Below are 19,867 nucleotides of genomic sequence, written 5' to 3'. Positions count from 1 at the left end.
CGTGGTGGATCACCCTGGACGCCACGAAAGAGCATCAGCTTCAGAACTGGATCCGCAATTCAGGGCATCTTCAACCGTAGCAGTCCAACATTCAACTGTGAGAGGTGCATTATGAGATCGCCGTCGAAGAGTCTTTCGACCGTGTATTCCGCTTCTCGCGGCGGGTTTTTAGTAACTATCACGTCCGGGTCGATGAGTCCGTCGAACTCCTTGTAATGGTCGGTGACCACTACATGAAGCCTCACATGTGGAAACTGTTCCCGGAATGCCGCAAGGCGGGGCGCGAGCCACAACGCGGAAAATGCATGAGACACGCAGATGATCAGTACGCTTCTTCCATGCCGGCGCAGCACCTCGACCGACTCGGCGATGTTCATGATGGAAAGGTATGACGTGTTATATAAAATCCTACCGGCTTCCGTGAGCGCGATGTGCCGACCTGAACGTTCGAAAAGAACGATGTCCAGCGAATCCTCCAGCTCTTTGATCTGACGGCTTATCGCCGCCTGAGTGACACAGAGAACTTCGGCCGCCTGTGTGAAACTCTCGTAGCGTGCGGCCGTCACGAAGCACCTCAGCGCTCTAAGCGACGGCATCTGGGCAAGCAATCGGTCGGCGAAAGGCCGCATTTTCGGCATGGTCTGAATCTTTCTGTGGCCCAATCCAGCAGGACAGTGCTGTCCGCACATTCTGAAGCGTCCAACGCGACGCAGAGCCGATAGCCGTCCCTCACGGACCGAGCTGGTCTTCGGCACCGCTCTTATACGCTGGCTCCCAATTCTTTCGCAGCCGCCAACGCGATGAGAAGGTCCAGGTGCGCTCCACCCGCGTTTTTAAACACGGTTGCCTTTCCGCTCCGTTTTGGCGCAGTCTGAACCATTTCGAAAAGATCACCCTTGATATCGCTTCGGGCCAGCGAGCCGTTGGCAATGGCTTGCATGATGTCTCCAGCCTCGACTGCTGTGTCTCTGAAGTCGACAAAAACGTCGGATTGTTCAATCACGTCGTCGTCAGCCTCGCGCATGTCAGGCCGGTATCCACCGACGAGATCGACGTGTGCGCCGGGCCTTAAGAATCGACCCTTGATGATCGGACTGACGGAGCCCGTGGCCGCCGAGATGATATCTGCTTGTGATACTGCATCGTTAACATCCGTGACCACGTCAATCGTCCGGCCTGATTGCATCAATGACCGTGCAACGCTATCGAGCTTCTGCGGCGTGCGGTTCCATAGCATGATCCGCTTGATGGATGGCCTGACATGGATATGCGCCTGCGCCAACGCTAGTGCAATAGGGCCCGCTCCAATTACGAGCAGGGTCTTGCTGTCGTTGGCGGACAGTAATGCTGATGCCAGCGCCGAGTCCGCTGCGGTTTTCCAGCGCGTGACTTCCGGGCCGTCGAGGATGCATGAGATGGACTTCGTGTCTTCGTCGACCACAACGAAGATGGCGTCCTCGGTCGGCAGCGGTGTTTCTCTATGTGCATTTGGAGGAAAGATAGAACAGACCTTGACACCTGCTCCGTAGCCGGGAAGCACGACGCCTCGCGAAAACACGCTGAACGGACCGCTTTGAAGGAGCAGATCTGCAGTGCGAGGCCGCGCCCCACGGTGACCGTCACGAAGTGCCTCAATAGCGCGTTCCCACGTCATGACTGAACGAATATCTCGCACGGACAACATCACAGCGCTCATCTGGTCACTTCCTCTTTCTTTCCGAAAGTCAGGTTCCTGAACTAATGGTGGAGAAGCCACTTCTGTGCAGGGTTGGAGAGAGTGAGTACTCGATTGCGAAGACAATCGAGCGCTTCGCTGCGTGCGCGGTCCGGATCAAGCTGATTGACCGATGACGGCAACAGGATCACCGAGAACGTCCATTTTTGGCGAGACGCCGAGACCCGGCTGAGCCGAGACTGACATGTAGCCGTCGTTCAGTTCCGGCCCCCCTGAAGCGACAGTGAGGCTGTGATACTCATGGAAAGCCGACGACTGGAAGTGAAAACCGGACGGTGTCGAGTGCGCGAGATGGCAAAGCGCGGCAGTCGCAATTTCACCGCCCCACGAGTCTTCAATGGTGAGCGAAATTCCCATCGTCACAGCAAGATCACGGAATTGCCTGGCCTTCGTCAGACCGCCTACACGACTCACCTTGAGATTGACCACGTCCATCGCTCGGTCCTGACAGCCACGCATCAGCATGCGAATGTCTTCCATGCATTCGTCGAGGATCATTGGATGATCGGTATGCTGCCTGACCGTGAGGCATTCCTCATAGCTGGGGCACGGCTGTTCGATGTAGATATCGACGTCCCGAATCGCTTTGACAACGCGCAGCGCTTCGTGCTGCCGCCAACCGGTGTTCGCATCTGCCGCCAGGACATTGCCGGGGCGCAGTTCAGCAGACACCTTGCGGATTCGCTCGATATCCGAATCCGCGCCCGCACCGACCTTCATCTGGAACTGTTTGAATCCCTGGTTCTGATACTCCCGGATTTTTTTCGCCATCGCATCGGGGTCTTGCCGACTCACGACCTTGAAGAGCTTGACCGTGTCTTGCAGACGCCCGCCGAGCAGGTTGTAGACCGGCTGGCTGGTCGCCTTGCCCAGGATGTCCCAGCAAGCCATATCCAACGCTGACTTCACATACGGATGACCCTTGAGAAGCTCGTCCATGCGGACATTGATCCGACCAATCTGGCACGGGTCTTCGCCAATCAGGCCTTCGGCAATCTTGATGAGGCCCGCGCGAGCGCCTTCAGCATAGGCAGGCAGATAGGACGGTCCGAGCGGGCAAATCTCGCCGACACCGGTGAGTCCAGCGTCCGTTTCGACGACGATCACCGTCGAGTCGAACGAGGCAAAGGAGACTGTCGACCAGCTATAAGAACCCTCTTTCAACGGTAGGTCTACCTGGTAGAGCGAGATTTTCGTGATCTTCAAGATGGCACCTCCGTGCCGTTTGCGTGTTGATGCGGAAAACTATAATTGCCCGTGCTTGAAAAAAATTGTATGTTTCGGACAATCGGCGGCACGGCAATGGAGACAACGAATGCGGGGCGATTACTCTTTTCTGCGACCGAGCAAGCCCGCGCCAGAGGTCGAGACGCCGCTCAGAATTGGCATAGCACCGACTCCGGACTTCACCCTGATGCCCCTTTCGTGCTTCGTCGAGTTTCTGCGATTGTCGGCAGACGAGTCGGATTTCAGCAGGCAAATCTACTGCTCGTGGGACCTTCTGTCTCACGAGTTTTCTCCCGTCCGATCGAGTTGCGGTTTCCCGATGTTGCCGACCAAACTCTTCGGCGATCCATCTGAATATGACTACGTTGTGGTGCACGGCGGCCTGCTGCATAGTGCAGAGCCGATCCCCGACGAGCTTTACCGATTTATACAATCCTGCGTTGAAGCACGCGTCCCCGTCATCGGGCTGTGCACCGGCCAATTCATTCTTGCCGAACTGGGCTATTTGGCCGGAAAACGATGTGCTGTTCACTTCTCGCTCGCGCAAGCGATGCAGAGTAACTTTCCGGACGTCATCGCTGTGACGGATGCCCCTGTCGTAGTGGACGGCGGATTCATTACATGCCCGGGCGGTCTTGCGGCGATCAACCTTGCAATGCACCTGGTTACGACCAACTGCGGCAATACGCGATCGCACAAGGCACTTCACTATTTGATGGCCGATCGAGGATTCGAAGAAATACAGGCTATGAAGGACAACTCGGAGATCGGCCTGCATTGCTCGGACCGGCGGGTCGTGAACGCAGTCGGCTTGATGAGGCAACGAACATTTGAGCCAGGTTCAATTGCCGGGATTGCACGAACGATCGGAACGACCGAGCGCGAACTTACCCGACTCTTCAGGAAGCATCTGCGCGTCGCGCCTCTTCAGTATTGGAGGGGCATGCGCCTGAATGCCGCCAAATGGATGGTGGTCAACAGCGACCGGTCGATTACGCAGATCGCATACGAGTGCGGCTTTACAGACAGCTCACATCTCATACATTGGTTCAAGCGCGAATTCAACGTCACCCCCTCGAAGCTGAGAAGGCTTCAGTCAGACTTTGGAGTGCATTGAGCCGATTCCGTGATTCAGTAAGGCGAGCGACGCTTGCACATCCGGAGCGGACGTTGCGGGGTCGAGAGCGTGAGCTCGTTGCTGATGGACACGGTTGGAGTCCAACCGGGCGACGTCGCAAACGTCCACAATCCGCCAGACCGCTGACGTAGAACGCAGCCAGCTTCAATGACCGCAAAGGCCGAAATGCATCCGTCGCCTGACCGGTTTCGGAGCGAACCAGCATGGAATATAACGAGCAGGAAGAGACAATATTGAACCGCAAATAAAGATTGCGCCGAAACTTTAGACGGCAAATCTCCAGGTGGAGGACATCGCCGCCGGTTCGGTTTTTTTGCGAGCCATTCGGCAGGACTGCTGTGTTGATTGATTTGTCGGCAACCTCACCGGGATGATGTTGCGTCATCGACCAGCCGCTACGACTGTCCGGTATCGATCACGTATGCAGTCAGCGAGAATACCAGGTACTTCACGACGAAAAAGCACACGACAGATAGCAATCTAATTCCGCTGAATGTCGATGCTTCTAAGCTCTTTAACGTTACACCTAATTCGGAAGGTCCTGACCTTTACGACTATGTCTGTTCTTCGGCCAAGCCGGCGGCGGAAGTGAGTATCAACCACGAAGGGAAATAGAGGCTCAATTTGAAGTGAACCTGAAGATCTTCGCTGTTGAGGTTCACCTGGCTTCGAGGCCCCGGGTCACACACAAAGGATTTGCCTCGCGCCGGTGACGTGATTATTTTGCTTCTTGATCGTCTGCTCAGATATTTGAATCAAATAGAGCTATAACCGATGCTCCCTTATCCGTGACGACTGCAACCGGTTCACGCCAATGAGAGCAAGCGGAACAGGACCTTAAACCATGGTGTGAGCCGGCTACTGAGCCCGGCAAGAAAATATGTCCCCAAGGAAGACCAGGGAAGCGAGAAAAGCAAACCCGAGTCTTCATCACAAGAAGAGAGTCACCGTAAAGATGATCGTCGCGACTAGTACGACTACCTTGCGGAAACTTGCCACCATTCACTTGTCGACCGATTCCCGGTAGTCAGCCCTAGCTCGGGTCATCGCGACTCTCGGCCCACGCGTGTGTCCGGGCCACTTATCGACTGAAGGTGCTTTGCGTGCTTGACGCGCACGTATCGCTTCCGTCTTGCTTCGTGTGCGCTACTTGCGTCGCTTCGCCGCCAATCCGTCGAAGTCGATCGACGTCAGTTCGCCGATCCGTTCGATCGTGACGTCGGGATCGGGATACTTCGCGATCTCCGCTTCGTCGAGCGCATAGTGGCCCTGCCTCGGAAAGATCGTGGTCAGCCGGTCGCCCCATTGCTCCTTCATGGCCGTGAGGATGCGCAGCTTGTCGTCGACCATCACATAGTGCCGTGCGGGAAAGTGCGCGATTACGTCATCGAGCATCTGTTCCTTGTGGATGTAGATCAGCACCCGCCCTTCGACTTCGTCCCACAGCCCCGCGCGCGACACCTTGCGCGGCTGGAACACGACGTCGCCGTCCGAGAGAATCGCCGTCCGGCCGAACTGGCTCGCGTAGCGAAGCGCATCGAGCGCGCCCGGAAAAATGCGGTTGGCAAACGGATAGTCGATCAGATAGCACGACATCAGCAATAACTGCGTGTCGTCCTGACGCTCGTGTCGATAGCGCTGCAATGCGCCGAGATAGTCCGCGTATCCGAGCTCGCCGCGCAGGTCTTCGAAGATCTGCCAGTAGCGCAAGCTGTTGGCCTCGCCGAACTGGCGCGTCATGTGCATCCGCAGATCCTGCAGGACGTGATCGTTGTCGAGCAGTGTGTTGTCGACATCGAACAGAAAGACAACGTCGTTGCTTGATGGTGTGTTCATGCACGTTACCTCGCATCGGTCGTCGGTATCGTATCGATTGAGCAGGTCGGCGGAGCTTCTTGTGACTTGGGGGCCCTTGCGCTCTTGTGCTCTTGCGCGCGAAAGCTTGATGCGAGCACAGCGCGCGAGTGCCGCCTGCCTGCCGCGCATCGTGTTGCGCCGGGAGTTTCGAAGAAGCGACGAAGTTCGCTGTCCCGGCCAACGCGCGATCAGCGGAAAGACTAGCACTGTCGTCGAAGATGTGTCGATGAGGGTGACGGGAGCGGTTGTCTCGCTTTTTCCCTTCCCTTCATGTGCCGACAGGCACGGGCGAATTGGCTCTTGTGCGGCGTGTGTGCAAGGTGTATTGGCCGGGTGGCGTGTAGGCAGTTTTGAGCTGCGTAGCAGCCAGCGGTGAGGGGGCGCGGCGGACAGTTAGTTGCGCTTGTGCGAGTACTAGAAGGTGGTCTGCAAACGAATCGAAGCGGCATGACTTGACCTGGTACCACATCGTAACGTATCGTTTTGCGACGTTATATGTTTATGGCAGATCGGCTCCCCATGCATTCCCGCTTCGACCGCTTCAGAACGACTCCGCTCGGACAGCAGCTCGAAAGACTGCTCGTCGGGCCGGATCGCTACATCGAGTTCGCCGCCCTCTCGCGCGCGGGCGTCGCGGCTATCGCCGCGGTCACGGACGAGATCGGGGAGAAATTCCCCGAGGTCGAGCAGGACACGACGGCGCGTCAGTTCTGCGGCGCGATGATCGCGGAAGTCATGCGACAACACGGGCACGAAGTAACGCAGGCACGCGGACGTGTCGGCGGTTTGCTGTTCAGCTATGGCGCGGTATTCAGCCCGCAGCCGATCCTGCTGCCATTCGAAGGCGTTATCGATGCGCTCTCTCAGATGCCCGCCGCGCTCTCCGGTTTCGCCTTGCGCATACCCAATGCTCAGTGGTCACAGCGGCCGAAGGGTACGGGTTTTGCGCCCGTCGAGCACGCCTGTCACCTGCGCGACCTCGACGCGATCTTTGCAGACCGGATCGCAGCAGTGCGGAACCGGCATCTGCCCGTAATCGATTCGGTTGACGGAACGGCACTTGCGGAACAACGCGACTATCTGCATCAGGACATGACGACAGCCGTCAACGCGTTCGCGCAATCGCGCAAGCAACTGTGCGCGACGCTGAAGAAGCTGAAGCCCGGGCAACTCAGGCGTTGCGGCCTGCGCGACGGCACGAGGCGCATGACGCTAGAAGAACTCGTGCGCGAACTTCTCGATCACGACCGCACGCACGTTCTGGAAATGGATGAACTGGAGGCAGAACTGAAGCAGAAGCAGAATCGACGCAAAGGCCAGAAACGAGCATGAGCATTCGTCCTTCTGTTGTTTTCGTTCATGGCTTTTTCGGTCCGCTGAGCGCGGCGGAGTTCGCTGAGGATCACACCGTTAAGCATCCGTCACGTCGCGTGCTCGCACCGGACCTGCTGGGTTATGGCGAACACCAGCATGTCCCCTTCGACGCGATTACCCTTCGCACGCAAGCAGAGCACATCAGCCGTTCAATAGAGCAACAGTTTGGCGACGAAGCGGTCGATGTGGTTGGACACTCCGTCGGCGGCGCAATCGCGATGCTGCTTGCCCACGCGCATCCGGAGCGTGTGAGAAGGATCGTCAATATCGAAGGCAATTTCACGCTGGATGATGCGTTCTGGTCGGCGTCGGTCGGCCACATGAGCGACGCCGATGCAAACGCTCTGCTCGAACGCTTACGCAGCGATCCGCTCGGATGGCTGCGCGGCGCCGGAGTCGATGTGACACCTGACATGCGCGATGCGGCCGCGCACAGCCTCGCGCGTCAACCGGCGTCGACGCTAAGGGCGATGGGGCAATCCGTCGTCGCGACAACGGGCGAGAAGCGTTATCTTTCGACCGTGCGCGAGGTCTTCGGGACGCATCCCGTTCACCTGATCGCCGGCGAGCATTCGCGCAGCGGCTGGCATACACCGGACTGGGCGTCGATCGAATGCGCGAGCTTCCAGACCATCGAAGGAGCCGGGCACATGATGATGCTGGAGCGGCCACATGCCTTTGCAGCCGCGCTGCGACACTGTCTCGACTGATACGCGCCAATTCCGTCGATGGCGCGAACCATGTGTGCATGCGGCGCACCGCGCTCGCGCGCATGACGCGCACGCAGCTTCATTGCCCTCCCACTGCGCATCCAGCGTACTATCGTCCTATCAAAGGACCACCGACGCGTCCGCCCATCCCCTCGATGACATCCATCCACCCCGCCCGCTTCCCCGACGATCTCGACGCCGTGCGCGTCATCTTCCGCGAGTACGCGGACAGCCTCGGCGTCGATCTGTCGTTTCAGGCATTCGACGCGGAACTGGCCTCGCTGCCCGGCAAATATGCGCCACCGGCCGGCGCGATTCTGCTCGCGTGGCGCGATGGCCGCGTGATCGGCTGCGTCGCGCTGCGGCCGTTCGAGTACGACATCTGCGAAATGAAGCGCCTCTATGTGCGGGAGGAAGGCCGCGGCCAGCAGGTCGGCAGGCGTCTTGCGCAAGCCGTCGTGCACGCGGCCAGAGAAGCGGGCTACAGGAAGATGCGGCTCGATACGCTGCCGACCATGCAGGCGGCCCAGCAGCTTTACGCGTCGCTTGGGTTCAGGCCTATCTCGGCGTATGTGTTCAATCCCGTCGAAGGCACGCGTTTTCTCGAGCTGGATTTGTGAAGCGATCCATTGCGCTTCGATGATGCGTCAGCGGCGCGCGAAGCAGCGGCGGCGCGCGCCATACACATCGCGCACGCCGCACCACCATCGCTCAGCCCACGATCAGACTCCGCCTCCAACGGTCCTGATGCTCTTCCACTGCCCCTGCTCGACCTGGAACAGCGTATAGGGCGGCTTGATCAGATCGCCGTAGGGATCGAACGTGATCTTGCCCGTCACGCCCGTCAGCGAAACCTTGGAGAGGCTCTCGACGATCTTCTGCCTGTCGAGTGAATTCGCGTCGTGGATCGCCTTCAGCATCGCGAGCGCGGCGTCATACGCAAACGGCGCGTACAGCTCGACGTCCTGGTTGAAGCGCGCCTTGTAGCGCTTGCCGAAGTCCTGTGCGGCGGGCAGCTTGTCGAGCGCGGGACCGGGTTCGAGATCCTGCGTGCGTTCGCCGGAAGCGCCGGCGATCTGCAGAAACGCGTTGCTCTTCAGCGCGCCCGCGCCGAACAGTTGCGCCGTCATGCCGAGCGAGCGCATCTGCTTGACCAGCATCGCGCCCTGTTCGTCCAGTCCGCCGAAGAAAATCAGATCGACGTTCTTGCTCTTCAGCGAAGTCAGGATCGCGCGAAAATCGACGGCCTTGTCGTTCGTGAATTCGCGATCGACGATATTGCCGTTCGCTTCCTTCGCGCCTTTTTCGAACGCATCGGCAAGGCCCTGACCGAACGCCGTGCGGTCGTCGATGATGCCGATCCGCTTCGCCTTCATCTGCTCGACGACGAAGTGCCCCGCCACCACGCCGCCCACGCCGTCATGTCCCATCGTGCGGAACACGTTCTTGAAGCCCTGCTTCGTGAGTTGCGGATTGGTCGAGCCCGGCGTGATCATCGCGACGTTGGCGTTGTGATACACGGCAGATGCGGGAATGCTGCATCCCGAGTTGTAGTGGCCGATCACGCCGACCACGCCATCGTCGACGAGCTTTTGCGCGACCTGGATCGCGACGCGCGGATCGGCCTGGTCGTCCTGCACGTCGAGCACGAACTTGACGGGCTTGCCGGCGACGGTCGGATGCTTCGCGTTCTCTTCGTCGATGGCAAGTTGCGCGCCGTATTGCAGGTCCTTGCCGACGCGCGCGACAGGCCCCGTCAGCGGGCCGACAAAGCCGATCTTGACCACTTCCGGATCGGCGGCCGATGCAACTGAAGCGGCGAACGAAGCATGCGCTGCAAGAGCGCACACCGCCAGCCTGATGATCCATGTACGTCGATTCATGATGCGCTCCTGTCGATAGAAGATGCCGCGCGTTTTGCCTGTCGACTGACCCGATGCGCGACGCGTCGAAGTCGTCCTTGTGTGTCCGGTGTGTGTCCGTTCAGAACCGGGTCGCCGCGTAGCGGGTCAGGTCGAGCGGCGGCGCGCGCCGAGCGACGAGATCCGCGACGATGCGCCCGCTCACGCCCGCCAGCGTCAGCCCGAGATGCTGATGACCGAATGCGTAGATCACGCGCTCGCTTGCGCTTGAGCCGCCGAGCACGGGCACGCCGTCGGGCAGCGTGGGCCGGAAGCCGAGCCACGTGCTGTCCGGCTGCTGCAATGCGGGCAACGCGCGCTTCGATGAAAAAGTCAGCAGATCGAGCAGCGAACGGTTGCGCACATCGCTGAAGCCGCCCAGCTCGACCGTGCCGGCGACGCGAATGCCCTCGTCCATCGGCGTCATGTAGAAGCCGCGCTCGGCCCAGCCGACCGGCCGCGAAATCAGTTGCGACGCGCCGCGATAGCGCACGTGATAGCCGCGCTCGGTATCGAGCGGCACGCGGTCGCCGCATTGCGCCGCGAACTTCGCCGAGCGCGCTCCCGTCGCGACGACGACGTGATCGAAGCGGCGCGGCGTGCCGTCGTCGGTCGTCAGCGTGACGCCGTCCGATACGGGCGCGAGCGCGCTCACGCTCTTGCGTTCCAGTTCGAGGCCGCGCGCCGCGAGCACGTCGTAGAGCGACAACAGAAAGCCCTGCGGATCGGAGAAATGCCAGCTGTCGCGAAAGAGCACGCCGCGCTCGAAGATCGGCGCGAGCGAAGGCTCCAGCTCGCGCACCTCTTCACCCGACAACACGTCGAACGACACGCCTAGCCGCTCGCGCAAATTCAGCGAAGCACGCGACGCATCGAACGACGCGCCGCTCGAATACAGATACAGGCACTCGCGCGGCCGCACGAACCTCGCGAGATCGCGCTCTTCGAGCAGCGGCGCGTAGCCGGCCTGCGCCTGTGCAAGCAGCGCGGCGAGCGCGCTTGCGCTTGCTTCGTAGCGGCGCTGCGTCGAGCTGATCATGAAGCGCACGAGCCACGGCAGCACGTGCGGCAGATAACTCCAGCGCAAGCGGAACGGACTCTCGCTCGACAGCAGGAAGCGCGGCAGATCGCGGAACACCGACGGGTTGTTCACGGGTATGCAGCCATACGGCGCGAACGTGCCCGCGTTGCCGTAAGACGCGCCCTGCGCGACGCCGGACGGATCGAACAGCGTCACGCGGTGCCCGTCGCGCATCAGCCAGCCGGCGCTCGCAAGCCCGATGAAACCCGCGCCGACAATGCCCACTTCAGCCATCAACGCTCTCCTTGCATCGCGCGTGCGTCGGCTGCGAGATAACCCGTGCGCGTGCCTTCATCCACATTGCGCCGTTTCGTGCCGAGCAGCCACGCCGCCGATGCAACCGCGAGACTCGCGATGCTCGCCATCAATTGCGGACGCAGTGAGGCATCCGTGCCCATCGCGATCAGCACGCCGACGATCGCCGCCACGACCGCATACGAGAGCCACGGAAAGAGCCACACAGGCAGTTCGGGCTTCTCGCCCTTTTGCTCCAGACGCCGGCGGATGCGAATCTGCGCGAGCGCCGTCGCGAGATAGACGAACAGCATCACGGCACCCGATGCGTTCACGAGAAACAGGAACACGCCCTGCGGCGACACGATGGCCGCGACGATCGCCACATAGCCGACCACGCTGCTCAGCAGCACCGCGAGACGCGGCACGCGCGACGGCGTGAGGCGCAACAGCGCGCGCGGAGCGTCGCCTCGGCCTGCGAGACGGAACAGAATCCGCGACGACACGTACAGCCCCGAGTTCAGCGCCGACAACACGGCGACCAGCACGATTGCGTTCATGATGTCCGCCGAGCCCGGCACGCGCATCGTTTCGAGTGCGGCGACGAAGGGAGAATGGCCCGTGACGATGCTGGTCCACGGCACGATGCACGCGATCAGGAACATCGAGCCGACATAGAACGTGATGACGCGCAGGATCACCGAGCGCGTCATCGCGGCGACGCTCTTCGCGGCGTTATCGGACTCGGCGGCGGCAATGGTCGCGATTTCCGCGCCGCCGACGGCGAAGATCACCGTCGGCACGGCCGCGAACACCGACATCGCGCCGAACGGCAGAAAGCCCTGCGCCGCCGTCAGATTGCGCACTGCACTGTGCGTATGGCCGAGACCGAAGACCCACGCGGCGCCGATCGCGATAAAGACGATGATGGCCGCGACCTTGATCGACGCGAACCAGAATTCGAACTCGCCATACGACTTCACCGACATCAGGTTGACGAACGTCATCACCGACAGCAGCACGAGCCCGATCATCCACACGGGCGCGGGAATCCAGCGTTGCAGGATCGCCGCGCCCGCGACCGCTTCCACCGCGACGACGATCACCCAGAAGTACCAGTAGAGCCAGCCGCTCGTGAAGCCCGCCCAGTCGCCGAGCCCGATGCGCGCGTATTCGGTGAACGAGCCCACGCCCGGCACGGCCAGCGCCATTTCGCCGAGCATGCGCATCACGAACAGCACGACGATGCCTGCCACGAGATACGACAGACATGCTGCCGGTCCGACCGTGCTGAGCGTCGCGCTGCTGCCCACGAAAAGCCCCGCGCCGATGATGCCGCCCAGCGAAATCATCGTGACGTGCCGCTGACGCAAGGCGACGCCGAGACGCGGCGCCGCGTCGTCCTGTGTGCCGCGCGATGCGCGCCCGCTTGTCCTGCTCTCTGCCATGCGTAATCTCCTTGCAGCCCGATCCAGCGATTCAAAAACCACACAAAACCTGCACAACCTGATTCAAAGAATCACACAACATTTTTTTGTGTGCAATTAAAAGCCTCATTGTGTGGTCCAGGACTTTCCCTGGCCAAGATGGGCGCGTTCCTTGCCACCGTTGAAAATCAAGGCAAAGATGCATATCTGGTATAAAATCCGGCGAACTGGCACAAACAGGCAGACAAAACCTGTTTTGTATGGAGACAGGGCAAGACAATGGCTTCCAGCAAACCCAAGACAGCGAACGGCAACGGTGCGGCGGACGAAGTCGACCAGACAAACGGCGACCAGGTCCAGACAAAACGCGCGACTTACATCGAGGTGTCGGCGTCGATCGAAGATGAGATTCGCGGCGGCGTCTATCCGCCGGGCAGCCGCCTGCCGCCGCAACGTCAGCTGGCGACGGAACTCGGCATCAATGTGTCGACGGTTTCGCGCGCGTACAAGGAATTGCAGCTGCGCGGGCTCGTGATCGGCAGCAAGCGGCGCGGCTCGCTCGTGACGGGCGGTGCGATGCCGCGCGTCGAAACAGCTGCGGCGCCCAACGCCACGCCGGGCGGCGCAATCGACCTGACCGTCAACCGGCCCGCGACGGGTGAATTCCTGGCGTGCCTCGCCGCCACGCTCGCCGAGTTGCCGCGCGATTCGCGCTACGCGTCGCTACAGGAATATCAGCCGCCGCAGGGGCCCGCATGGGCGCGCGCCGCCGGCGTGAAGTGGACGGCCGCGCCCGGTTTCACGCCGTCGCCGGAACACCTGGTCGTGACGAGCGGCGCGCAGCACGGCCTGTATGCCGTGCTCAACAGCCTGATCGGCACGGACGGCGTGATCATCGCCGACCGTCTCACGTACTACGGCCTCAAAGCACTGGCGCCCGTGTTCCAGTTCGAGATCGTCAGCGTGCCGAGCGACCGCGACGGGCTCATCACCGAAGAAGTGGAGCGCATCTGCGGCCGTGTGCCCGTCAAGGCGATCTTCACGGTGCCGAATCTGCAGAACCCGACCGTGACGACGATGAGCCTCGAACGGCGCGTGGCGCTCGTCGATATCGCGCGCCGGCATGGCGTCGCGATCATCGAGGACGATGTCTACGGTCCGCTCGTTTCGCAGCGCCTGCCGACGCTCGCGAGCCTGTGCCCGGAACTCACGTTCCATATCGCCGCGACTTCGAAGATTCTTGCGCCGGGACTGCGGCTCGGTTATCTGCTGAGCCCGCCCGAGCGTTCCGCGCTCGCCGCCGAAGCCGTGCGCACGACCGCGTGGATGCCCGCGCCGATGTCGATGCTGATCGCGACGATATGGATCGAAGACGGCACCGCGCGCCGCATCATGGACGCACAGCTCGCCGAGATTCGCGTGAGGCACGATCTGGCGCGCCAGATTCTGCCGCAGGAATGGCTCGACTCCGATCCCGCGTGCATGTTCGTGTGGCTCAGGCTGCCGCCGCCGTGGCGCGCGGACGACTTCGCCGCCAACGCGAAAGCGCGCGGCGTGGTCGTGATGCCTTCGTCGGCGTTTGCAGTGGACCGCGCCGAAGTCGAGCACGGCGTGCGGATCAACCTCGCATGCGCGTCGTCGCGCGAGCAGCTGGTGAGCGCGCTGCAAACGCTCGCGCAAGCGCTGCGCGATCGTCCTCGCGCGTTGTTCGGCACGATCTGACTTTGCGCCGCAAGCTGCGCGGCTAGCGCTTCGCGGAAACGAGCACGCGCCGCTCGGAACACAGAAGCCGGTCGGCCAGTTCCATCAGATTCGCGGCGAACATCGAGGGACTCCATTTGTCGACGGACTGTCTGGCCCGCTTCGACATCGCGTCCCGTAGCGCATCGTTCAGCGCCAGCATCTGCATTTTCTCCGCGAGCGCATCGGCGTTGCCCGGCTCGACCACGAATCCGTTCATGCTGTCTTTCACCAGTTCGCCCGCCGCGCCGCATGTCTGCGTGACGATCGCCGTCTTCGATGCGGCGAACGCCTCGTTGACGCACAGTCCCCACTGATCGAACTCGCTGCCGAGCACCATGAAGTCGCACAACGCGTACACGGCGGGCATCTGCGCATTCGGAACGGGATCGAGAAAGCGCACGTTCCCGTCGAGCTGCATGCTCGACACACGTCCTTCGATCGCGCGCATGTCGGGCCCGTGTCCGATCAGCACCAGCGAGATGCCTTTATCGGCGAGTCCCGTCCGCGCATATGCATCGACGACCACATCGACGTTCTTGCGCGGCACGAAGCGGCTCACGCACAGCACGTAGCGCCTGGGCAGCGCGTAACGGCGGCGCGTTTCGGATTCGGAAGCGCGCGCATTGTCCGCGAGCCGCGCGAAGCGCTCGACGTCGATCACGTCGAAACCCACGCGCGAGCGTTCGAGCGGAATGCCGAGCGTCTGCGCATAAGCGCGATGCCGTTCGCCCGCGACGAGCGCGCCGTCGAAGCGGCACACGAGCGCCCGCTTGAGGCGTTCCTTGAAGGGATGCCTCACGCCGTCATCGAGCTTCGAATCGGACATGTAGATGATGCGGAACGTGCCCGCTGTCCGTCGGATCAGATAGAGCCACAGCGAGTAAGGCGTGTGATAGCCGAGCGTGACGACGACATCGGGCCGCAACGTTCGCGCGATGCCGGCGAGCTTGTACGCGACGCTGGGCCAGTGTCCGCCGGCATCGGTGGTGTCGGGTTGGAGGGTGACGGCGCGCGCCGGCTCCTTGCCGAAGAAGGCGTCGCGGGTCAGTTGAGGGAAAGCGTAGACGCCCGAGCGTCCAAAGATCTCGACGAGGAAAATCTCGTCGCCTCGCCGCTCGACGAGTTTCTTCAGCGCTTCGTATCGCGGCACGTGGTAGTCACCCAGATGTCCGATTACAAACATCATACGCATGCACACCCTCCAGACCGATGTTGACGATGAACGCCAGACGATTGCTCGAACGGATGCTTTCGACTGACCTTAACTCAACAGGCGGCGCATGCATGTGTCCATCTGGTGCCGCGTCCGAAAACAGCGATGAAATGGCAAAAGGAACATAGATATGACGAGCCGCACCTTACGGCACCTTACGGGCCGGATACGGTCGTCAGACCACTGCCGGACGGACAGGAGCCGACCGACACGCTATGTGGCAAATACAGGTGGCAAATACAAGTAACGGAATTCGCCGCGTGCTACACGCCGCCGTTCTCGACGACGCGTCCTTCGGCACGCCAGCGCAACATCCCGCCCGCGAGATTGGCGACGTCTTCGAATCCGGCCTGACGCAGAATCACCGTCGCCTGGGCAGAACGTCCACCGGCGCGACAGACGGTCACGATCGGGCGCTCGTTGCCGATTTCCTTCGCGCGTGCTGCCAGTTCGCCGAGCGAAATCAGCTTCGCTTCGGGAATGCGGCCGAGCGGTCCGTCGTATTCATCGCGCTCGCGCACGTCGACGATCTGCACCGACTGCAGATGTTCTTCGAGCCATTGCGGATGGATTTCCCAGATGCCGGCAAACGTGTATGTCAAAGGCGCCCAATCGGGCTCGGGCTTTTTCGACGGATCGCTTGCCGCGACACCGCACTTCATGTTCGCAGGCACGGCGACATCGATTTGCCGTGGATGCGCAAGCCCGAGGTTCGTCATATAGCCCGCGAAATCGTCCTCGCACAACTCGCCGCCCAAACGCGGATTGAAGCGCTTCTCTTCGGCGACGCTCGTCACCGTGAGGCCGCGATAGTCGTGCGCCGGATAGAGCAGACATGTTTCGGGCAACGAGAAAATCTGCCCGTGTACCGCGCGAAAGAGCGCATGCGGACTGCCCTGCTGGAAGTCGGTGCGCCCGGTGCCGCGAATCAGCAGACAGTCGCCGGTGAAGGCCATCGACTGATCGTCGAGCACGAGGCTGATGCAGCCATTCGTGTGGCCGGGCGTGGCGCGCACTTCGAGATGACGCGCGCCGAATGCGATCGTGTCGCCGTGCTTCAGATAGCGGTCCGCGCCCTGCGCATCGCTTGCCGCCGATATCGCGATCTCGCTGCCGGTGCGTTGCTTCAGCATCCATGCGCCCGTCACGTGATCGGCGTGAACGTGCGTGTCGATCGTATAAAGCAGACGCAGTCCGAGTTCGTCGAGCAGCGCCGCATCGCGCCGCGCCTGTTCGAAGACGGGATCGACGACCACGGCCTCGCGCGTGCCGCCGTCGGCGAGCAGATAGGTGTAGGTCGACGATTGCTGGTCGAACAGCTGTCTGAAGATCAGCACGCTTATGTTCTCTCGACTTGTATCAGGAAGCGGTGGGGTATCGGCTTCATCGGCTTGCCCCGTGTATGCGGCCATTCATGCGGCCATCGCCGTCATCGTCCTTGTCAAACGGGTATCGCGCCGACACGCGCGCGTGTTTCGAACGCGCGCGCATCGGCGTATCGATCAAGCGCTCACTTCGGCTGCTGCACGTAGCGCAGATAAGGCTTCAACGTCTTGAATCCCTGCGGATACTTCTCTTTCGCGGCATCGTCGGAAACGGAAGTCGGAATGATCACATCGTCGCCGGGCTTCCAGTTCACAGGCGTTGCGACGGTATGTTTCGCCGAGAGCTGCAGCGAATCAAGCAGGCGCAGCACTTCGTCGAAATTGCGGCCCGAGCTCATTGGATACACGAACGTCGCCTTGACCTTCTTGTCCGGTCCGATCAGGAACACCGCGCGTACCGTTGCGTTGTCGACGGCCGTGCGCGGACCGCCGCTCGCATTCGGGTGGATCATGTCGTACAGCTTCGCGACGTGCAGATCCGCATCGCCGATCATCGGATAGTTGACCGCATGGCCCTGCGTCTCTTCGATGTCCTTGACCCACTTCGTGTGATCGCTGACGGGATCGACGCTGAGTCCGATGATCTTCGTGTTGCGCTTTTCGAATTCAGGCTTGAGCCCCGCCATATAGCCCAGCTCCGTCGTGCAGACAGGCGTGAAGTCCTTAGGATGCGAGAACAGGATCGCCCAGCTGTCGCCGATCCATTCATGAAAACGGATCGTGCCTTCGGTGGTTTCCGCGGTGAAATCGGGAGCTTCTTCTCCTAGTCGAATCGCCATCTTCATCCTCCATAAGAAAGGTGCGAGCAGTTGCGTCAATGAACCGCCGCCGTCGTCCCGAGCGGCGGCGTTAAACACGGGATTGAAACGTTCAGCGCATAGCTTATATAGCGTAGAACAATTTACAGCTTTCGCGAACCGGATGTGAACGAGCGCTTTCTTGCTGCACAGACAATGGGGCCGCAGTAAAGAAAAGCACGCGGCGATCCGACGCATTACATCGCGCCGCCCGCGCCGGATCAAGGCGACGATGTCGCCGTGACGGGACGTGCCTGGCCTGCCGTCGCCATCAACGAGACGGCGGCGGGATCGGGCAGGCCGTTCGCGTCGATGGCGCCCGCTTTCGCGAGCGTGTCGAGATCGCTGTCGACGCCCGCTTGCCCGACGACAAAAGGTGTCGTCAGAAACGCGGGCACCGTCAACGTGACGGCATAGTGCTGCTGCAGATCCGTCACGACCGCCGATTGCGCGGCGAGCACATCGTCCTGGTTCGACAGCACCTTCTGGAACTGCGCGTTGCCCGGGAAGCCCGCGATCAGATTGGCCTCGCTCGTACCCAGTTGCGCAGCAAGATAGACGAGCATCAGCTCGGTCTCGGGCGTCGTATTGAAGGTGCCGCTGGCGAATGCCGGCGCATGCAGCGTCGTGCTGCCGGAGGTCACGGTCACGATGCACGGAGGCGTCGCATTGAACGTGACGTTGTAGTGTCCGCCGCCGTCCGATAGCGTCGAGCCCGAACCCTGCGCGCAGCTGGCGCTCACGTTCGCGCTGGCCAGCGCCCTGCCCGTCGCGGCCGTACCGGACAACGTGACGCTTTGCGTGTTCGAAGCCGTACAGCTATCGAACCCGATGCAAAAGCTGCCGCCGCCGCACGCGCCGAGCGTCGCGAGAGAAGCCGCGCAAAGTGCAGCCAGCGTCGTGCGAACGAAACGCGCATCGCGAAGGGTCATGGGCCGTCTGCCGTCGATGGAAGCGATCACGAGCGTCCCGCGCAAACAAATGAATGAAACACGCGGGCACTGCTCGTGATTTTAGGCCTGATCCGCGAGGCCGTTCGCGACCATCGACGTCGCCGGCACTACTGAATCCGCTCCGTCAGCCGACCGACGAACGTCCAGCCGCGCTCCCGGCTCCACAAGTAGGTGAAGCCGGTTGGCCCGTCGATGAACACCGTCATCGGCTTGCCGGGCGGTTGATCGAAGCCGGGGTCTTCGGTGGAGTGCGATACGTCGACGGGTCCGATGCGCCCGGCGTCCTGTCCCGCAGCAGTCGTATCCGGGTTTGCGCTCCATCCGTCATTCGCGGCGTACGTAAGCTGCACGGCGCTGCCTGTCGGCGCCTGGACCAGCAACGTCAGTTGTCCGTTGCCCGCCGATGCGGCCTTGAGACAAGGCGCGGCAACGTTGGACGCGACAGGTTCCGTCGCGATGTTCGACACGGCCCCTTCGCTTGCGGCCGCCAAAGCCATTGAACTCGTCGCGCCAAGCGTCGCGGCCAGAAATCCACGGAATATGAACGCGGCAGCATATGTATCGGAACGTTTCATGCTGGCCTCCCGCTGAGTGATCCGAAAAAAAAGCAGCGCGGACAGGCATCGAGAGCGGCCGCGCGTTCGACTGCGAACGTCGACGCGGAGCGGCGAATACACGATACGTGTGGCTCAGTGCTGTATCCGGCGCCATCGACTGCTAGACGATCCGCGCGCGAGCGATTGCAACGGGAATAAAGTGCAATGGGGTATACCCGTTCACACGAATAGGCTCGCCGATAATCGGGCATCGAGCGTGAAGCTTTTCATCGCCCCTTGGCTGCCCACGACAACTCGATTACTCTTTGCAATGCGATCGCACGGGCAGTCCCGCACGCAGATCCGTTCAGCGCGCGCGGCCTGTTGCCCGAGACAGGCAAGCGAAAATCTTTCGCAGCCATTCTACTGTCCTGAGTTAGAAGTTCGTTGAATTAATTTCCGGTTGTTTCCGGAATGACGAAATGCTCATTAAAGAGCCGCTCGGATTCGCGCAATCCCTCTTCGGTAAAGATCACGGACTTCGTCTTGTTGACAG

18 protein-coding genes are annotated in these 19,867 nt (G+C 61.2%); 5 read left to right on the top strand and 13 right to left on the bottom strand.

Annotated elements, in window-relative coordinates:
- Positions 1-59: 59 nt before the first annotated feature.
- The 3 genes from VSR68_RS41850 to VSR68_RS41840 all read right to left on the bottom strand — a co-directional run bounded on the left by VSR68_RS41850 (position 60) and on the right by VSR68_RS41840 (position 2,941).
- Positions 60-638, bottom strand: a complete 579-nt coding sequence (locus VSR68_RS41850; RefSeq protein WP_342945281.1) for a LysR family transcriptional regulator — start codon at positions 636-638, stop codon at positions 60-62.
- A gap of 122 nt (positions 639-760) precedes the next feature.
- A complete protein-coding gene (locus VSR68_RS41845) occupies positions 761-1,696 on the bottom strand; it encodes an ornithine cyclodeaminase (RefSeq protein WP_342945280.1) in 936 nt (311 codons plus the stop codon).
- Positions 1,697-1,831: 135 nt separating this feature from the next.
- Entirely contained in the window at positions 1,832-2,941 is a 1,110-nt protein-coding gene (locus VSR68_RS41840) for a cis-3-hydroxy-L-proline dehydratase (protein WP_342945279.1), read from the bottom strand.
- Between the two features lie 109 nt (positions 2,942-3,050).
- Here VSR68_RS41840 and VSR68_RS41835 point away from each other — a divergent pair, with 109 nt between their 5' ends.
- On the top strand, positions 3,051-4,079 hold the full coding sequence (locus tag VSR68_RS41835) for a GlxA family transcriptional regulator (protein ID WP_342945278.1): 1,029 nt from the start codon (positions 3,051-3,053) through the stop codon (positions 4,077-4,079).
- Between the two features lie 1,167 nt (positions 4,080-5,246).
- On the opposite strand, the gene VSR68_RS41830 is transcribed toward VSR68_RS41835, so the two are convergent.
- Complete coding sequence (locus VSR68_RS41830) at positions 5,247-5,936, bottom strand: HAD family hydrolase (protein ID WP_342945277.1); 690 nt, start codon at positions 5,934-5,936, stop codon at positions 5,247-5,249.
- Between the two features lie 540 nt (positions 5,937-6,476).
- On the opposite strand from VSR68_RS41830, the gene VSR68_RS41825 reads away from it, so the two are divergent.
- From VSR68_RS41825 to VSR68_RS41815, 3 genes are all read left to right on the top strand, one after another.
- Complete coding sequence (locus tag VSR68_RS41825) at positions 6,477-7,289, top strand: DinB family protein (protein ID WP_342945276.1); 813 nt, start codon at positions 6,477-6,479, stop codon at positions 7,287-7,289.
- Positions 7,286-8,041 (top strand): alpha/beta hydrolase, encoded by a 756-nt coding sequence (locus tag VSR68_RS41820; protein WP_342945275.1) that lies wholly within the window; start codon positions 7,286-7,288, stop codon positions 8,039-8,041. The genes VSR68_RS41825 and VSR68_RS41820 overlap by 4 nt, the downstream gene beginning before the upstream one ends.
- 155 nt (positions 8,042-8,196) lie before the next feature.
- Positions 8,197-8,661: a GNAT family N-acetyltransferase gene (locus VSR68_RS41815; protein WP_342945274.1), complete on the top strand. Its 465-nt coding sequence runs from the start codon at positions 8,197-8,199 to the stop codon at positions 8,659-8,661.
- Positions 8,662-8,763: 102 nt separating this feature from the next.
- Here VSR68_RS41815 and VSR68_RS41810 read toward each other — a convergent pair whose 3' ends face one another.
- From VSR68_RS41810 to VSR68_RS41800, 3 genes are all read right to left on the bottom strand, one after another.
- Positions 8,764-9,924 carry a branched-chain amino acid ABC transporter substrate-binding protein gene (locus VSR68_RS41810; RefSeq protein ID WP_342945273.1) on the bottom strand — a complete coding sequence of 387 codons (1,161 nt, stop codon included), beginning with the start codon at positions 9,922-9,924 and terminating at the stop codon, positions 8,764-8,766.
- A 100-nt stretch (positions 9,925-10,024) separates the two neighbouring features.
- A complete protein-coding gene (locus VSR68_RS41805; RefSeq protein WP_342945272.1) occupies positions 10,025-11,257 on the bottom strand; it encodes an FAD-dependent oxidoreductase in 1,233 nt (410 codons plus the stop codon).
- A complete protein-coding gene (locus VSR68_RS41800) occupies positions 11,257-12,705 on the bottom strand; it encodes an amino acid permease (RefSeq protein WP_342945271.1) in 1,449 nt (482 codons plus the stop codon). The genes VSR68_RS41805 and VSR68_RS41800 overlap by 1 nt, the downstream gene beginning before the upstream one ends.
- A 258-nt stretch (positions 12,706-12,963) precedes the next feature.
- Here VSR68_RS41800 and VSR68_RS41795 point away from each other — a divergent pair, with 258 nt between their 5' ends.
- Entirely contained in the window at positions 12,964-14,406 is a 1,443-nt protein-coding gene (locus VSR68_RS41795; protein WP_342945270.1) for a PLP-dependent aminotransferase family protein, read from the top strand.
- Between the two features lie 22 nt (positions 14,407-14,428).
- Here VSR68_RS41795 and VSR68_RS41790 read toward each other — a convergent pair whose 3' ends face one another.
- The 6 genes from VSR68_RS41790 to VSR68_RS41765 form a co-directional block, all read right to left on the bottom strand.
- Positions 14,429-15,619, bottom strand: coding sequence for a glycosyltransferase family 4 protein (locus VSR68_RS41790; RefSeq protein ID WP_342945269.1), 1,191 nt, complete (start codon positions 15,617-15,619; stop codon positions 14,429-14,431).
- Between the two features lie 284 nt (positions 15,620-15,903).
- Positions 15,904-16,974: a rhodanese-like domain-containing protein gene (locus tag VSR68_RS41785; protein ID WP_342945283.1), complete on the bottom strand. Its 1,071-nt coding sequence runs from the start codon at positions 16,972-16,974 to the stop codon at positions 15,904-15,906.
- A gap of 176 nt (positions 16,975-17,150) precedes the next feature.
- The gene (locus VSR68_RS41780; protein WP_342945268.1) at positions 17,151-17,804 is read right to left on the bottom strand and encodes a peroxiredoxin; all 654 of its coding nucleotides are present in this window, start codon (positions 17,802-17,804) and stop codon (positions 17,151-17,153) included.
- Between the two features lie 239 nt (positions 17,805-18,043).
- Positions 18,044-18,754: a hypothetical protein gene (locus VSR68_RS41775; protein ID WP_342945267.1), complete on the bottom strand. Its 711-nt coding sequence runs from the start codon at positions 18,752-18,754 to the stop codon at positions 18,044-18,046.
- A gap of 128 nt (positions 18,755-18,882) precedes the next feature.
- A complete protein-coding gene (locus tag VSR68_RS41770; RefSeq protein ID WP_342945266.1) occupies positions 18,883-19,350 on the bottom strand; it encodes a hypothetical protein in 468 nt (155 codons plus the stop codon).
- A 413-nt stretch (positions 19,351-19,763) separates the two neighbouring features.
- Positions 19,764-19,867, bottom strand: a 104-nt coding sequence (locus tag VSR68_RS41765; protein WP_342945282.1) for a DUF6429 family protein, incomplete at its 5' end; no start/stop codon positions are given.

The organism is Paraburkholderia phymatum, from assembly GCF_038900715.1.
In the GTDB taxonomy this organism is placed as follows: Bacteria; Pseudomonadota; Gammaproteobacteria; order Burkholderiales; family Burkholderiaceae; genus Paraburkholderia; species Paraburkholderia phymatum_A.
Note: the sequence above shows the minus strand (reverse complement) of the source record. Positions and strands in the feature narration are given on the sequence as shown.

Bases quoted from the DNA above. Each gene is read 5' to 3' on its own strand.
- VSR68_RS41810 (WP_342945273.1), bottom strand. From the start codon at position 9,924: ATGAATCGACGTACATGGATCATCAGGCTGGCGGTGTGCGCTCTTGCA.
- VSR68_RS41845 (WP_342945280.1), bottom strand. From the start codon at position 1,696: ATGAGCGCTGTGATGTTGTCCGTGCGAGATATTCGTTCAGTCATGACG.
- VSR68_RS41830 (WP_342945277.1), bottom strand. From the start codon at position 5,936: ATGAACACACCATCAAGCAACGACGTTGTCTTTCTGTTCGATGTCGAC.
- VSR68_RS41780 (WP_342945268.1), bottom strand. From the start codon at position 17,804: ATGGCGATTCGACTAGGAGAAGAAGCTCCCGATTTCACCGCGGAAACC.
- VSR68_RS41835 (WP_342945278.1), top strand. From the start codon at position 3,051: ATGCGGGGCGATTACTCTTTTCTGCGACCGAGCAAGCCCGCGCCAGAG.
- VSR68_RS41820 (WP_342945275.1), top strand. From the start codon at position 7,286: ATGAGCATTCGTCCTTCTGTTGTTTTCGTTCATGGCTTTTTCGGTCCG.
- VSR68_RS41790 (WP_342945269.1), bottom strand. From the start codon at position 15,619: ATGCGTATGATGTTTGTAATCGGACATCTGGGTGACTACCACGTGCCG.
- VSR68_RS41815 (WP_342945274.1), top strand. From the start codon at position 8,197: ATGACATCCATCCACCCCGCCCGCTTCCCCGACGATCTCGACGCCGTG.
- VSR68_RS41850 (WP_342945281.1), bottom strand. From the start codon at position 638: ATGCCGAAAATGCGGCCTTTCGCCGACCGATTGCTTGCCCAGATGCCG.
- VSR68_RS41770 (WP_342945266.1), bottom strand. From the start codon at position 19,350: ATGAAACGTTCCGATACATATGCTGCCGCGTTCATATTCCGTGGATTT.
- VSR68_RS41805 (WP_342945272.1), bottom strand. From the start codon at position 11,257: ATGGCTGAAGTGGGCATTGTCGGCGCGGGTTTCATCGGGCTTGCGAGC.
- VSR68_RS41775 (WP_342945267.1), bottom strand. From the start codon at position 18,754: ATGACCCTTCGCGATGCGCGTTTCGTTCGCACGACGCTGGCTGCACTT.
- VSR68_RS41795 (WP_342945270.1), top strand. From the start codon at position 12,964: ATGGCTTCCAGCAAACCCAAGACAGCGAACGGCAACGGTGCGGCGGAC.
- VSR68_RS41825 (WP_342945276.1), top strand. From the start codon at position 6,477: ATGCATTCCCGCTTCGACCGCTTCAGAACGACTCCGCTCGGACAGCAG.
- VSR68_RS41800 (WP_342945271.1), bottom strand. From the start codon at position 12,705: ATGGCAGAGAGCAGGACAAGCGGGCGCGCATCGCGCGGCACACAGGAC.